The sequence below is a fragment of the Hahella sp. HNIBRBA332 genome, from assembly GCF_030719035.1.
Lineage (GTDB): Bacteria > Pseudomonadota > Gammaproteobacteria > Pseudomonadales > Oleiphilaceae > Hahella.
Genome location: NZ_CP132203.1, coordinates 5166649 through 5180916 on the forward strand (window position 1 = coordinate 5166649; position 14268 = coordinate 5180916).

12 protein-coding genes are annotated in these 14268 nt (G+C 52.5%); 8 read left to right on the top strand and 4 right to left on the bottom strand.

Going from position 1 to position 14268, the window contains the following annotated elements; translation table 11 throughout:
- Positions 1–39 precede the first annotated feature (39 nt).
- The 6 genes from mmsB (at position 40) to O5O45_RS22855 (ending at position 7607) form a co-directional block, all read left to right on the top strand.
- The gene (gene mmsB, locus O5O45_RS22830; protein ID WP_305901636.1) at positions 40–930 is read left to right on the top strand and encodes a 3-hydroxyisobutyrate dehydrogenase; all 891 of its coding nucleotides are present in this window, start codon (positions 40–42) and stop codon (positions 928–930) included.
- A gap of 322 nt (positions 931–1252) precedes the next feature.
- Positions 1253–3907: a bifunctional serine/threonine-protein kinase/ABC transporter substrate-binding protein gene (locus tag O5O45_RS22835; protein WP_305901637.1), complete on the top strand. Its 2655-nt coding sequence runs from the start codon at positions 1253–1255 to the stop codon at positions 3905–3907.
- Between the two features lie 683 nt (positions 3908–4590).
- Positions 4591–5079, top strand: a complete 489-nt coding sequence (locus O5O45_RS22840) for an Hcp family type VI secretion system effector (RefSeq protein ID WP_011394613.1) — start codon at positions 4591–4593, stop codon at positions 5077–5079.
- 677 nt (positions 5080–5756) lie between these two features.
- The gene (locus O5O45_RS22845) at positions 5757–6008 is read left to right on the top strand and encodes a BufA1 family periplasmic bufferin-type metallophore (protein ID WP_305901638.1); all 252 of its coding nucleotides are present in this window, start codon (positions 5757–5759) and stop codon (positions 6006–6008) included.
- Positions 6005–6859 carry an MNIO family bufferin maturase gene (gene bufB / locus O5O45_RS22850; protein WP_305901639.1) on the top strand — a complete coding sequence of 285 codons (855 nt, stop codon included), beginning with the start codon at positions 6005–6007 and terminating at the stop codon, positions 6857–6859. The genes O5O45_RS22845 and bufB overlap by 4 nt, the downstream gene beginning before the upstream one ends.
- Entirely contained in the window at positions 6846–7607 is a 762-nt protein-coding gene (locus O5O45_RS22855; protein ID WP_305901640.1) for an HvfC/BufC N-terminal domain-containing protein, read from the top strand. Before bufB ends, O5O45_RS22855 begins: the two co-directional genes overlap by 14 nt.
- Positions 7608–7654: 47 nt before the next feature.
- On the opposite strand, the gene O5O45_RS22860 is transcribed toward O5O45_RS22855, so the two are convergent.
- The 3 genes from O5O45_RS22860 to O5O45_RS22870 form a co-directional block, all read right to left on the bottom strand.
- Complete coding sequence (locus O5O45_RS22860) at positions 7655–8107, bottom strand: DoxX family protein (RefSeq protein ID WP_305901641.1); 453 nt, start codon at positions 8105–8107, stop codon at positions 7655–7657.
- A gap of 78 nt (positions 8108–8185) precedes the next feature.
- The gene (locus tag O5O45_RS22865) at positions 8186–10255 is read right to left on the bottom strand and encodes a sensor domain-containing diguanylate cyclase (protein WP_305901642.1); all 2070 of its coding nucleotides are present in this window, start codon (positions 10253–10255) and stop codon (positions 8186–8188) included.
- A 115-nt stretch (positions 10256–10370) separates the two neighbouring features.
- On the bottom strand, positions 10371–11126 hold the full coding sequence (locus tag O5O45_RS22870) for an ankyrin repeat domain-containing protein (RefSeq protein ID WP_305901643.1): 756 nt from the start codon (positions 11124–11126) through the stop codon (positions 10371–10373).
- Positions 11127–11271: 145 nt separating this feature from the next.
- Here O5O45_RS22870 and O5O45_RS22875 point away from each other — a divergent pair, with 145 nt between their 5' ends.
- Both O5O45_RS22875 and O5O45_RS22880 read left to right on the top strand, forming a co-directional pair.
- Positions 11272–11559 (top strand): Rdx family protein, encoded by a 288-nt coding sequence (locus O5O45_RS22875; protein WP_305901644.1) that lies wholly within the window; start codon positions 11272–11274, stop codon positions 11557–11559.
- 117 nt (positions 11560–11676) lie between these two features.
- The gene (locus tag O5O45_RS22880; RefSeq protein ID WP_305901645.1) at positions 11677–13929 is read left to right on the top strand and encodes an ATP-dependent helicase; all 2253 of its coding nucleotides are present in this window, start codon (positions 11677–11679) and stop codon (positions 13927–13929) included.
- A gap of 6 nt (positions 13930–13935) precedes the next feature.
- On the opposite strand, the gene O5O45_RS22885 is transcribed toward O5O45_RS22880, so the two are convergent.
- Positions 13936–14247, bottom strand: coding sequence for a putative signal transducing protein (locus O5O45_RS22885; RefSeq protein WP_305901646.1), 312 nt, complete (start codon positions 14245–14247; stop codon positions 13936–13938).
- Between the last annotated feature and the right edge of the window lie 21 nt (positions 14248–14268).

Sequence of the window (14268 nt, forward strand, 5' to 3'; positions counted from 1 at the left end):
TTAATCACCCAGACAAAAATAACAATCTGGAGGGAAACCATGAAAATTATCGGATTTATCGGCCTCGGGCACATGGGCGGCCCTATGGCTCACAACCTGCTGAAAGCCGGATTTGAGTTACGCGTTTTCGATTTGGTCAAAGATGCAGTCTCCGCCGCAGAGAAGGCTGGCGCCACCGCTTGCGGCAGCGCCCTGGAGGCCGCACAAGGCGTCGATGCTGTAATCACCATGCTACCGGCCAGTGAGCACTCCGAAGCCGTTTATCTAGGCGAAAACGGCCTGTTAACCCAACTAGAAGAGCGCCCGCTGCTGATAGATTGTTCCACCATCGCGCCAGAAACATCTCGCCGCATCGCTGCGGAAGCCAACAAAAAAGGCTTCGCCATGTTGGACGCGCCCGTTTCCGGCGGTACCGCTGGAGCCACAGCTGGGACGCTGACCTTTATTATTGGAGGCTCGCCTCAGGACCTGGAAAAGGCGCAGCCGGTTCTGTCAGCAATGGGTAAAAACCTGTTCCACGCCGGCGATCACGGCGCCGGACAAGCCGCGAAAATCTGCAACAACATGCTGCTGGCCGTTCACATGATCGGCACCGCGGAAGCGCTCCAGCTGGGCGTCAACCTGGGACTCGACCCCAAGGTGCTTTCCGATATCATGCTGAAAAGCTCCGGCAGAAACTGGTCCTTGGAACTGTATAACCCTTATCCTGGCGTTATGGAGAACGCACCGGCCGGGCGCGAGTATGAAGGCGGATTCGCCGTTAATCTGATGAACAAAGATCTGGGCCTGGCGTTGGAGGCGGCCATTCAAAGCCGCTCCAGCACGCCCATGGGCGGCTTGGCCAAGTCTCTGTATCAAGCGCACAGCAGACAAGGTTCAGGCCTGCTGGACTTCTCCAGCATCCAAAAATTATTCGCAGACAAAACGTGACAACTTTGTAAAATCTCGTCAAAAAAGGCGGTCTGAATACCGCCTTTATTTTTTAATAAAGCCCCATTCTATGGGCTCTCACGCCTCACCCTAATAGCCTAGACCATACTCACTAAATAAATATGAGAGAATATCAGGCAAGATAAAAACTGATCAAAGTTGAACCGGCTTTGATCAGATTCCGGCCACACATTTAGGCCCGGCAGTTGGAATCCAAAACCATCCTTCAGTCTCCGCGGAATCTTCCGGCGTCAACGCGCCCACCCCGCTTTTGTCCGGATGGGAGACAGAATAATTTGTCCAGATCTGAATAGGGACGTTGATGACGGCTATTGCAAAGTTCACAACAGACACTCCGGCGCCCGCCTCGTTCGAGGACGCCACAGGCTATAACGCCGCTGACTCAATGATCGGCCGCGTGCTTAAAGGCATGTACCGCCTGGAATATCTCCTGGCCGATGGCGGTATGAGCCGGGTTTATGTCGCCCGTCAGTTGTCGCTGGACCGGCTGGTCGTCGTCAAAGTATTGCGCTCAGGCGCTCCCAATGTAGGCTACATCCAGCTATTCTATCGCGAAGCCCGCATCGCCAGTCAGCTAAATCACCCTAATGTCATGCAGGTATTCGACTTCGGCGCAACCGAAGACAATATGCTGTACCTGGTGGCGGAGTTTCTGCAGGGAGAAGTCCTGTCCGATCTGATGGAAAAGCATGGGAATGGACTGCCTCTGGAAAATGTCGTCTGGCTAATCGAGCAGATGGCGGCGGGTCTGCAGGCGGCGCATCAGCTCAATATCGTCCATCGTGACCTGAAGCCTGGCAACATCATGGTGGCCAAAGTATCAGGCAATCATTCCGTCGCCAAGCTGCTCGACTTCGGCATCAGCAAACCGCTGGAAGAGCAGGATCTGCAGTACACCCAAATGGGACTGGTGGTGGGCACTCCCGGCTACCTCGCCCCCGAACAGATAGACAGTTCGAAAGACATCGACGGTCGCGCGGATATCTATGCGCTCGGCGCAGTCCTTTATTACTGCATCACGGGCGAGCGTCCTTTTAATGGCGAGACGCATCATCAGATCATGGCGCAGCAGCGCAAATACCTGCCGCAGCCTTTAAGCGATAAGGAGCTGGCTGACCCGCGCAATAAAATACTGGAGCCCGTACTCACCAAAGCCATGGCGATCGCCCCTGCGGATCGCTACGAAAGCTGCCTTGATATGGTCCGCGATCTGCAATTGCGGGCGCGAAACGCCGTACGCAATAGCAATGATCACGGCCTGAAGCTGGTCAACCTGACAACTTATGCGTTTATCTTTGCAGGCGAACTGGCGGAAGGCGCCGAGCGCGCCGTCGTCCTGAAAAAACTTCAGTCTAAGTTTTCCATCAGCGACGCCGGACTGAAAAAAATGTTCAGCGGTAAACGCATTATCGTTCGCAAGAACCTCAACCTAAGTCAGGCGAAAAAGTTTCAAGCAGCCTTTAAAGCCGCCGGCGCCATCGGCCATGTAGAAGACATGAATCCGGCGACGCTGGTGGACCCTGCTCATTCAAGAGAAGAACGCGCCTTCAGTCAGCCGATTGAAGTAGACTCAACCACGCTGACTAAGTCATTGCACCTCACTCGAAATGGAACATCCGGCTCAACCAATCAGTCTCATTCAGGCATTGCCACGCAATTGCCGCAGGCGCAGGAGTCGAAGAGGCGCGCCGCATTCCACATTCCGACTGGAGTAAAATACTTTTTCGCTGGGGCCGCCATCGTCTTAGGCTTGTTATCCACCAGCCTGTTATCTCCACAAGTGCGCTATCAACTGTCCGATCTGAATGCAGGCCTCAATGGTTGGTCCGCGCCACGTGGTGTGAACGAAAATGAAATTCGCATAGGCATGAGCGCCCCAATAAGTGAAGATGGCCAAGCGCAAGGCAGCTCCGCCAGGCGCGGAGTACTGGCCCGTTTTGAAGAGCTCAACGCCAACGGCGGCATACATGGCCGTATGCTGACATTACAGGCCTTCGACGACGCGAATCAGCCGCTGAAGTCCCGTATCAACATGCAAACTCTGCTCTCACAGAACGGCTCATTCGCTCTTATTGGCAATATTGGCGCGCCGGAAGTCCTCCTCCCAGCGATTATGGAGCAACAGACGTTGGTGATCGGCGTGCAATCCGGCGCTGCTGCGCTTCGCCGGAATCCCCCTGATCGTTACGTTTTTAATTTCCGGGTCGGATATGCAGATGAAACCTTCGCTATCGTGCGCCACTTTGTGGATATCCAGGAAGTTGAACCCAGCCGGATCGCCGTACTTTATGAAGATACCGCCTCTGGACGTGACGGGCTTGCGGGCATGGAGCGGGCTCTTGCTTTCTATAATGTGCACGCACGGGATATTCCGCAGTTCACCTACCAGCCCTATATAGAGCAAATCGAAGGCCCTGCCCGTCTTTTTCTCGAAGAGCAAAGTGAAATACAGGCTCTGGTCGTTATCGGCAACCATGCCGCCACAGCCAAAACGGTTAGTCGCATCCGCAAAGCAGGTTGGGAAGGACGAATCGCCGTCGTGTCCTCCGCCAGCGCTGATGCACTGGCGCAAGACTTAAAAAGTCTGGAGGCGCCGCACACAGCCGGACTTATCGCAACCCAGGCAACCCCTCCGGTGCATTCGTATGCAACCGGCGTCCTGCGCCACCGTCAGGCTATGCATCGCTACTTCCCTGATCACAAACCTGACGCGCAATCCCTTGAAGGCTATCTGGCTGCATCACTACTTACCGAAGCCTTACAGCGGGCTGGCCGCAATTTTAATACAGAAACAATGGTCTCCACGCTGGAAAGCCTGAAAGATATCGACCTCGGTATCGGAGAATTGATCTCTTTCAGCTCCATTGATCATCAGGCCAGCGAAAACGTCTGGGCTCTTCAGCTCAACAAGTCCGGCGCTTTCGAACCGCTCACGCTGACCTCGAGAAGCTGGTGACGGCCGGTCTTCTCGAATGAGCGACTCTCACTCAATCAACTCTGCTCGCTTATAGTTCCATTCTCTTCCTAACTTCTTTTTCTTACCCCCCAGACAAGAACAAAATATATACAACCCGTTAGCCGCACAGCTTAAACCCAACTTAAATTCATCGTTAACACCCCCAGATAAAACAATAGGATTATGCCTTTTGATTGACTTTATCTCAGTTATAACTCCTCTTATGAAAGAGTATAAAAATAATTTCAATTAATAAGACTCAGAGTGAAGAAGTGAAATTTATATCAGACAAATTAAAAGGTGTCAGAGTGATTTAAAAAATAGGGACAGAGTGAAACCGCAGTCATATAAGTAATCTAAGGACATCATTACACTTCCAACAAAATAAATGGGGTCAGAGTGAACTTGATTTACTCAAAATAAAGCCTTCAGAGTGACGTAAAAGTTATACACCCTCTCCAATAAAATAGTGTCAGAGTCGATTTAAGTCATTAAAAAATAAGGATTTTACGTATTGCCATGCCTTACCCTCTTCTCTATTATGCTGTCTCAACGGAATGCCGCAGGCCTCTGAAAAAAGATTCACTTTTTCATGAAATTTTTTGACGGCATTTTCCATTGATAGACGCTTTATATAATGTCGATCACAATACATTCGTAAACTACAGAATAGGGAATACACCATGGCTATTTACATGAACTACGACGGTCTGAAAGTTAAAGGCAACGTAACTGCTGAAGGCTACAAAGACTGGATTCGTCTGGACAGCTTCCAATTCGGCGTTGGTCGCCACATCACTATGGAAGCAGGCCATATGTCCAACCGTGAAGCTACTCGTCCCAGCATCAGCGAAATCTCTGTTTCCAAGCTGATGGACAGCGCATCTTCCGGTCTGTTCAAAGAGTCTTTGACTGGTACTGCTGGCGTTAAAGTTGTGGTCGATATCGTTCGCACCCAGGCTGACAAAATCGAAAAATACGTTTCCTACGAAATGGAAGACGTAATGATCAGCAGCTACAGCGTTTCCGCTGGCGCAGAGTCCGCTCCTAGCGAGTCTGTATCTCTGAGCTTCTCTAAAGTGACTATGTCTTACACTGCTTCCGACAAGAAGCACGCTGGCAAGACTCCAGAGCGCGTTGGTTACGATCTGGAAGCTGGCAAAAAACTGTAATAGTTTTTTCGCTAACCAGCAGAAAGTGCGGATGGGCTTCAGCCCCTCCGCATTTTTATTCGCCAGCTCCCAAGCAGCTCAAACCTTATTATTTCCTCGTTGATATCCTCTCTTTATAAGCCTAAGTCATAGGCAGTTCAGACAGAACGTCCTCGTCCATGTTCCTGATGTAAATCCGGGAAATCTCCCTACAATCTCAAGTTTTATTAACCGTTTAGATTCCGACGGTTAGGACTCAGACTTTAAGTTGGAGGGGAAATATGGATTGGGAAATAGACTCTATCATGCAGGAGGCTGAGCACAGCTCAGGCTTAAAGGTCGCATTCAAACTCACTGGCGGCGAGCTCAGCCAGATAACGCCATTCAACGTGCCAACCAGTATGGACCCGACCACACTGTGCGCGCTTATACGATCCGCCCGTGAAACCATTCTAGCCCACCAACACGCCAGGCCCTATAATTCCCGATACCCAGCCCAGAATTCGTCGCAGCCGCCTCGAACAGAGGTGAAGGTTATACGTCGCCGAAAACTGCTGGTTAAGGAAAATTAATCAAAGAATTGGCTTTGTTGCAGAAAGGATTTGAACTTTTTTTTTCGCAGCAGGTCAAAATTGCCAGCACCAAACATTCAGTGCATTGCAATTTATCAAACCAAATCAGTTAAAGGATAAAAGTAGATGAAAGCAAAAAATACTGCCGCAGCCACCGCTATCGCAGCCGTACTTGCCCTGGGCGTTGCGGGTTCCGCAAACGCAGCCAAACCAGGCTTTGAAAAATGCGCTGGCGTCGTCAAAGCCGGCATGAATGATTGCGCCGCAGGCAGCCACGGTTGCGCAGGCCAATCTACAGCAGACAATGCATCTGATGAGTGGATTTACGTTCCCGCCGGTACTTGTGAAAAACTGACAGGCGGCAAAGTCAAGTCATGATTCCAATGCCGCTTTGGCGGCAGACGACTGGGCCGATTTCCGGAGCGGGAATCGGCCTGCGTTCTTGCCACTTCGGTCATATCCTCGAAAAACACCCTTCTCTTCCCTGGTTCGAAGCTCTCACTGACAACTACCTCACTGCCGGCGGCGTGGCTAAAAAGCGTCTGCTTGATATCGCCTCAAGCTACCCTGTCGCATTACACGGCGTAGGCATGTCTTTGGGGGGCACAGAGCCGTTAGATAAGGACTATTTGCGCAAACTCCAAATCTTAAGCCGTGAGTTACGCCCGGCCTGGATCTCAGAACACCTTTGTTGGACCTCTGTCCATGGCGTCGATTTGCATGAGCTCATGCCGCTGCCATATACAGAGGAAACCATACACCATGTCGCTGAGCGTATAAAAATCGTGCAGGATATTTTTGAGAGCCGCATTCTGTTGGAAAACGTCTCCAGTTATCTCACTTATGACAGCTCTTGCATGAGCGAGTGGGAGTTCCTGAGCCAGATTGCAGAAGAAGCGGACTGCCTGCTGTTACTCGATATCAACAATATCTATGTCAGCGCCGCCAATCATGAGTTTGACCCGCGCACTTATATCGACGCTATTCCCGCACAACGTGTAGCGGAATACCATTTGGCGGGATTCGAAGACAAGCAGACCCACCTTCTTGATACCCACGGTGCGCCAGTTGATCAGCGCGTCTGGGATTTATATGGATACGCCCTGAGAACCATTGGGGCAAGGCCTACCCTTATCGAGCGGGATAATGATATTCCCGGCTTTGAAGAAGTCGCCGCCGAAGCCGCAATCGCTCAGCGTATGTTGGAGGAAACAGATGTCGCTGCGTGATTTACAGCTCAGCATGCTCGCGGAGATACGTCAGCAGGGCGAGTGCGTGCAGGTCAAGGACAAAGCCAACTTGAGCGCACGCACCTGTGTGGGTATTTATCGCGATAGTTTACGGGAAACTCATGTTCGCGCTTTGCAAACTATGTTTCCAGTCTGCCAGGAACTCTTAGGTGAAGAGTGCTTCCGCGCGACGAGTCGCCGCTATTTTGCGGAGATTCCCTCTAGAGAAAATTCCTTTACAGAGTTTGGCGCAGCATTTGTAGCATTTCTCTCTGGCTTTACGCCTCTGCAGCATATCGAATTTCTTACGGATGTAGCCAAACTGGAGTTGTTGATCCATGTTGCGGAAGAAGCGGACGATCATGTTAGCGATGACTGGACGCAGTTCAATGATTACTGCGCTCAAGGTCTGCCACTGCAATTTCGCCTGCCTGCAAACGCCACACTTTTGCAGTGCGCCTACCCAGCGCACGAAATATGGGCCGCGCATCAACCCGGTGGAGATCTCGCCTCCGTCGAGTTATCTGAGAATGGCTTTCATTTGATGATCTGGCGTCCAGAGTGGAGCGCCAGAATAGACTCGCTGGACGCTCCGACTTTCTATTTTCTGCAGCTCATAGCAGAACTCTCAGACTTTGAAGAGGTGTGTGAGCGCTTCGCCGAGGACTTTCCGGAAGTTGACCTGGGCAGCTTGCTACAACAATGTATTCAAACTGGATCTATCGCCGGATTTATTCCTTTACCATAAAAAAGGGGAGCTAAAACAGCTCCCCTTTTTTCGATCGGTTGTTGGAATCAGGCGGACGGCAAATAACGTTTACGCAACCAATGATCCGCAGACAGCAAGCCTGGACCGTAGGCGACAATCACAGACAACAACCCACCCCAGAACAACAGTTCTTTCACTCCAACTGCGCCAATCAACTCAGCCGCAGAGTATATACCAACAATACTCAGCACCAACAAACCAGCCGCGCCGATGCGAGCCCCAAAACCCACCACCAACAGAACAGAGCAGATCAGCTCAACCGCCGTAGATGAGTACGCGGCGAAAGCAGGAGAGACAACAGGAACGGAGTACTCATACTCGAACAACGCTAATGTGGTGCTCCAGCTCTTTATCTTGGTCATTCCGGACATGAAATAGATTTTCGCCAGATAGATCCGGATGGCCAGCAAATATATTGGCTGCAACATCTCCACTGCCTTGATTCCCCATTGAAAAGGCATGATCAGCGCGTTCGGCATTGTTATTTCCTCTAGATATATTGAATTGCACAGTTAGACCGGGCGGCGGGCCGAAGGTTCCCTGCGTATTGCAAATGATCACGAATATTGCTTTTCCTGGTACATCCTGCTGTCCGCCACGTTCAACAATGTATCCAGGCAAACGCCGTCTCCTGGATAGGCGGCGTACCCAATACTGACATCCACGTTACAACTGACGTTTTTGATATGAATAGGGCCGCGCAGGCTGTGTTTGGTCTTGTGGATGATGCCGTGGAGTTGATCTTTGGAGCAGTGACCATTCAACAGAACGACAAATTCATCGCCCCCTATTCTCGCCACCGTATCGGACTCGCGGAAACTTTCCCGCAAACGCTGCGCCACCGCCATCAGCACCGCATCGCCGACATCATGCCCGTATTGATCATTGATCGGTTTGAACTTGTCCAGATCGCAATACAGAACCACAATTTCATTCGCACATCGTCGGGCCATATGTTCCGCCTTGGTGAACAGCTCATCCAGCAGGCGCCGATTGGCGAGACCAGTCAGGTCATCATGATTCGCCATCTCTTTGAAGCGAGACTCAGCCTCTTTCAGCTGGGTGACGTCGATCACTGACCCCAAGATGGACGTGCGCCCATCCCGGTGAGTGATGGGACGACTGGTGTAATTGAAATAGCAGAGGGAGCCATCTTTACGGATCGTACGCAGACAGCCATGAAATGGCTGATTGATCTTCAGTGCGCGTTCCGTTGCGTTGCGCAGTTCTTCCCGGTCCGACGGATGTATAAAGCTCATGAAGGTTTCCACACTGAGACTTCTTGCTTCGAAAGGCAGCCCCACCATGGAACAAAACTCTGCGTTGCAGCATACGCTCCACTGCTCGGGCAAATACTCAAAAGAGCCCAATTGCGCGATCGCCTGCACCAGACTGAGCTGTGTGTTTTTCTCCTCCAGTTGCTCCGTGCGCTCCTTTACTTTAGATTCCAGGTCTACATTGATTTTCATTACCTCCCGTTGAGTTCGCACCCGCATGCGCAAACTGACAATCAGAAGCATAACCAGCAAGGCGAGAAAGCCCACAATCAGCACCACGCCCCAAAACAACGCCTTGTGCTGCTGATACAAGGTCACCGGTCGAAACAACAATATACTTTCCGGCGGCAACTCATCCTCTCCAATACCAAACCGAAGCATCTCACTATAATCAAACACGTAGCGATTTGGGCTGTCGGTGACGACCGGAATGTCGCCAACTGTTTCGCCCCTCAGCGCCCTCATACCAATATTGGCGGCGACACGCGCCTGCTCGAAATGTGAGACCACTTTCCCCCCCAGAATGCCTTGGCCAATACCATGCATCCATAAATGAAACAACGGCGCTTTCAGGTGATCGCGGATCAAAGACAGGCTTTTCTGAAATTCAAGGGTCGCGCCATTCTTGTCTCGAAACAGGGAGATCAGAAGCACAGGATCACTGACAGGTATCGCGCGTAGCTCCGCATAAAGCTCGCCAAAAGTCAGTTGCTCCAATGACAGCACCCGAAAGTTGCGATCCTGACTTCTCGTCATGAAATGAATAAAACTGCGAAGATCGTTACGCCCGGTGGTAGTCGCGTCTGTAATGACGGTGATCGGCGCCTTGGCGCCATATAAGCGCCGCATCAACTGCACAGTGTCATCCATTGAAATGGCCTCGACAACGCCTGTCACCCCACTTCTTCCGCTCAGGCTTGCGGCGAGACGCGCGTCATTGACGCCGAAAAAGACGATTGGCGTCGCGGCGAAGAGCTCCGCTTGACGCTCCAGAGCAAAGTGAAGCGCATTATCATCCCCTACGATCAACAGCTCGTAGGAAGGCAGCGCTTGCAACTTTCCCTTCAATAATTCGTAAAAGCGTTGATAGTGCTCGGGGCTGCTGAGGCGCTTGCTGTCCATGAACTCAATATCGAGTTCAATGTTCTGCCCATCGAAGGCGCTGTTGAGCCCCCTGACCTGCTCAGAAAATGTGGGGAACTGTGGATGATACGAACTGATAAACAACACGCGACGGGTTGCATCTTGAATACCAGGGGTTATCGCAGACACTCCGTTACACGCCAACATCACGCAAAGGACGCCGACGGCGACGAACACCCCCAGACTTCGTCCAGGAGATACGCACATAAACCTGATCCCGACCAACACCGCAGCGCATTGAAATGGGCGAACGCCACGCTGATTGTTATTTTCCGCACCCTTTATCAGTCTAGGACGCAGTTCAATTTTTATCCAACCTCAGCTAAGAGCGAGCGCCAGACTGCAACAACAGCATTTGCAGGTCCTGCAGGCCTTTGCGTTGCGCCATACTCAGCGCAGAATCGCCGCTGGCGTTGCGATAATTAACATCAACGCCGGCATCAACCAGCAGTTGCGCCATCAGTAAGGAGTTCTGCTCCACCACATACATCAAAAGAGAACGCCCCGCATAGACGACATTGACGTCAGCGCCCGCCTTTATCAGCGCTTTGGCGGTGGATAAATGGCCATTTTGCACCGCCAGCGCCAGCGCTGGGGCGCCACTCGCCATCGGATAATCCAGCTTAGCGCCGGCAGCCGCCAGCACCTTGACGCCAGTGGCGTCACCTCGTTCAGCCAAGTAGTGCAAAGGTGACGGCGCTCCCGCGCGAAGCCCTACATTAGGATCAGCGCCAGCTCGCAGCAATGCGATTACTGCTTCCGTATCACCATTTTGAGCCGCGACATCCAAAGCGGAACCCACTGGCGCTACGACATTCACAGGACTGCCCGAGGCTAGAAGACTGCGCAGACGTCCCTGATCGCCCTGCTGCGCAGCCATAATCACTTCCGTCGGCTGCTCTGCCGTGAGCACCTCGGTTTGCTGCTGAGACGGATGCGAACTGCAGGCGCTCGCAACAACGCCGATCGCCAGCGCGTAAAACGTTCTTACAAATAGCGCCCAACGAGTTTCATCGTCAGACCTGCAGGCGAAAAAAAGAGAAAATAGGGGGAGTTGACGGTATCGAATGCAAAGCATGTTTGTTTCCTATGCCGCTGCTTATGACTTAATTATTATTCGCGTTGGAAAGTCAGGCGTCCGACGAGACTTACCGCACACTCATCGTCGTCTCACCTGCAATTTATAATAGGGAAAAACTGATGAGGAATATGCGGACCACACCATGAAACCCAAAATATCCATACGTTACTGTCCTCTGTGCGGCTGGCTGCTGCGCTCAGCCTGGATGGCGCAGGAGTTGCTGACGACATTTACCGACGAATTAGAAGAAGTCGCCCTGGTTCCCGCTGGCAAAGGCGAATTCAAAATACTTTGTGACGCGGAAACTATTTGGGATCGCAGCGTAAACGGCGGCTTTCCCGATGTCGCTACGCTTAAACAGATAGTCCGAGACGCCGCCTGTCCGGATAAGTCACTGGGCCATATAGACAAATCCCGTAACAACGGATAATCCCACTCCCCCACGCCTGAAATTAGGCTGGAGGCCAACCTCTCCTGTGGTTAAACTTAGGCCCCTCTATCAGGGGCCAATGAGCCCGGACTCCCCAACCATCACTATCAGGCGAGCATGCAGTTAACCGAAGAGCAGCAGCGGATCATTCAGTCCGGCTTTGAGCACAGCGTTATCACCGCCGTGGCCGGCAGCGGCAAGACAACCACTCTCGCTCACCGTATCCATCATCTGATGGACCAGGGACATGACCCGCGCCGCATTTTGATATTGATGTTCAACCGCGCCGCCAAAGAGGATTTCGAGCGCAAGCTGCGCGAGGTCGCGGGCGCGCATTACCGCGAGTTGCCGGAAGTCCGCACCTACCACGCCATGGGATTGCGCCTGTATCAACGCTTCATCCGCGAAGGCGCGCTGCCGGCGTTTGTTGGGCAAGTGTTGTCGGATCAGGAGATTCACTTCCAGCTCTGGCAGTTGTTGCGTCGACACGCGCCCGAATCGCACCAGGACAGCGTCAAGCGCAATAAGAAAGAATACATCGAACTGGCTTCTCGTCTGCTGGATATGAGCAAGACGTCACTGCTGCCATTACAGACAGTTTTCGAACAATTGGAGTACCGCAAAGAGCTGGCGTTTCTGCTTGATGTCGTCAACGGTTTTGAAGCCTGGCGCAAGTCGCATGCGCGCATCAGTTTCGCCGACATGCTTTACGAGCCGGTCAAATGTCTGCAGGAGTCCCCGGACCTGGTAAAACTGGTCGCGGACAAAATGGATGTGATCCTGGTGGACGAATATCAGGACACTAACGAGATTCAGCACTTACTGCTGCGCTATATCGCAGGAAAGCGCGCCCGGGTCACTGTTGTGGGGGACCCCGATCAAACCATCTACGAATTTCGTGGCGCGCAGCCAGAGTTTATTCTCAATCGTTTCGCGGAGGAGTTTGAAAGCCCTCGTGAGTTCACTCTGTCATATACGTTTCGCTACGGCCATAAAGTCGCTTTACTCGCCAATCACCTGATTACCCACAATCACGGACGCAAGGATGTTCTATGTCGCTCCCACATGGGGACGCCCGCCACGGAGGTCAACGTTCTGCAAGGCGGCGATGAAACGCGCCAACTGGTGCTGCAATTAGGGCGGCTGCTTAACGGCGGCTGCGAGCCGGAAGAGATCGCCATTTTATTCAGAGTCTGGTCCCAGGCCGTGCCTATTGAACTGGCTCTCCTGGCCCATCGCATCCCCTATCGCATTGACGGCGATAAAGGCGCTCTGGCGAATCGGGAAGTCATGCACATCCAATATGTGCTGGAAATGGCGTCGGGACGACTGAGCATGCTGGAAGAAAGCAAACGGGCTGAAGTGCTTGCCGGCCTGCTGCGTTTCCCCCATGTGGGGTTGAAGGACGATACCCTGCGCGAGTTGGCGCATACACTCGCACAACACGACGCTCACTGGGGCGACCAGCTAGTGGAGTGGATTCCTGACTCGCTCCACGCCCTGCAGAAACGCAAGTTGAAACGCACGGCTCAGGCCTGGAGCTTGCTGCCAAAAATGAAAGGATCCGCAGCGGATATCGTGCGCTTTTATATCGACGATACCGAGTTGTTCAAGTCTCTTGAAGAGCTTGCTCTCACTCATGAGACCGCTGATGAGCGCATTAACAACGTGCTCGGCATTGAGCACTATCTCGCCACGCTAAATCTACCCTCGCTGGAGACGCTGCAGCATTTCGATGAGCTGCGGCGGCTGGCCGGGGCGCAAAAGCAACAAGGCGGCGTCACCTTATCCACCATGCATCGCACCAAAGGTCTGGAGTGGCCCGTGGTGATGATCATCGGGCTGAATGAACAATACCTTCCTTACAGTATGCGCGGCGGCGAAGACATCGTTGGTCATCTGCAAGCAGAACGGCGTCTGCTGTATGTGGCCATGACCCGGGCCAAAAAAGCCATCTATCTGTTCACCCCGACACTGGACGGCAAGGCCGCGCTCAGCAAAGATGACAAACCCAGCCGCTTTGTCAAAGAAGCCAGCATTGACGTTTCCACGACCGTGGGCGCGTTTCTGGATCAATGCAAGCATTCTAATACCAACGGCTCGGCCCATTATGAATCAACGCAACGCTTAACGCCCATCGCTACTCGCTATCTCGAATGGCACGACGTTAACTATGAACAGCCAGCGCAAACCACAGCCAGGGAGCCTGAACAAATCTGGTCCGGCGATCGGGTGCGCCACAGCATTCTGGGCGAGGGTGAAGTCATCGCCGATCTCGACGACGCTTTTCAAGTGGAGTTTGAGGATGGGCGCAGAATGAATTTCAGCAAGAAAAGCGCCCATTTGTATTTCAATTCTCTGGGCGGATGACGCGAATTACATCAGCCAAAACGCCGTCACCAGTCCAGTGATGAAGCCGAATAAAAAGATGCCGATCCATCCGGTAAAGTGACTGGCCGGGGTATGCGCTTCTTGTACTTGGGAGTTTTCCCAATCTCGCAGGATTAAACGCGCCTGCTCGTAATCCACATCATTGACGGAAATTCTCACCAGCCCTCCCGCCGGCAACTCACCCATCCCTCCCTGCAGGAATTCTCCGTCGATAAATCCCGTGACGCCGGATTGCTCCAATACGCCTTTAATCATATGGGCTTCCAAGGCATTGGCGGCTTCATAGACCTGACGCACACGCTTCTCCTTTCATCGCCA

Excerpts from the sequence above, each read along its gene's own strand:
- O5O45_RS22860 (WP_305901641.1), bottom strand. The coding sequence starts at position 8,107 with ATGCCGAACGCGCTGATCATGCCTTTTCAATGGGGAATCAAGGCAGTG.
- mmsB (WP_305901636.1), top strand. The coding sequence starts at position 40 with ATGAAAATTATCGGATTTATCGGCCTCGGGCACATGGGCGGCCCTATG.
- O5O45_RS22880 (WP_305901645.1), top strand. The coding sequence starts at position 11,677 with ATGCAGTTAACCGAAGAGCAGCAGCGGATCATTCAGTCCGGCTTTGAG.
- O5O45_RS22835 (WP_305901637.1), top strand. The coding sequence starts at position 1,253 with ATGACGGCTATTGCAAAGTTCACAACAGACACTCCGGCGCCCGCCTCG.
- O5O45_RS22855 (WP_305901640.1), top strand. The coding sequence starts at position 6,846 with ATGTCGCTGCGTGATTTACAGCTCAGCATGCTCGCGGAGATACGTCAG.
- O5O45_RS22870 (WP_305901643.1), bottom strand. The coding sequence starts at position 11,126 with ATGCTTTGCATTCGATACCGTCAACTCCCCCTATTTTCTCTTTTTTTC.
- O5O45_RS22865 (WP_305901642.1), bottom strand. The coding sequence starts at position 10,255 with ATGTGCGTATCTCCTGGACGAAGTCTGGGGGTGTTCGTCGCCGTCGGC.
- O5O45_RS22840 (WP_011394613.1), top strand. The coding sequence starts at position 4,591 with ATGGCTATTTACATGAACTACGACGGTCTGAAAGTTAAAGGCAACGTA.
- bufB (WP_305901639.1), top strand. The coding sequence starts at position 6,005 with ATGATTCCAATGCCGCTTTGGCGGCAGACGACTGGGCCGATTTCCGGA.
- O5O45_RS22845 (WP_305901638.1), top strand. The coding sequence starts at position 5,757 with ATGAAAGCAAAAAATACTGCCGCAGCCACCGCTATCGCAGCCGTACTT.
- O5O45_RS22875 (WP_305901644.1), top strand. The coding sequence starts at position 11,272 with ATGAAACCCAAAATATCCATACGTTACTGTCCTCTGTGCGGCTGGCTG.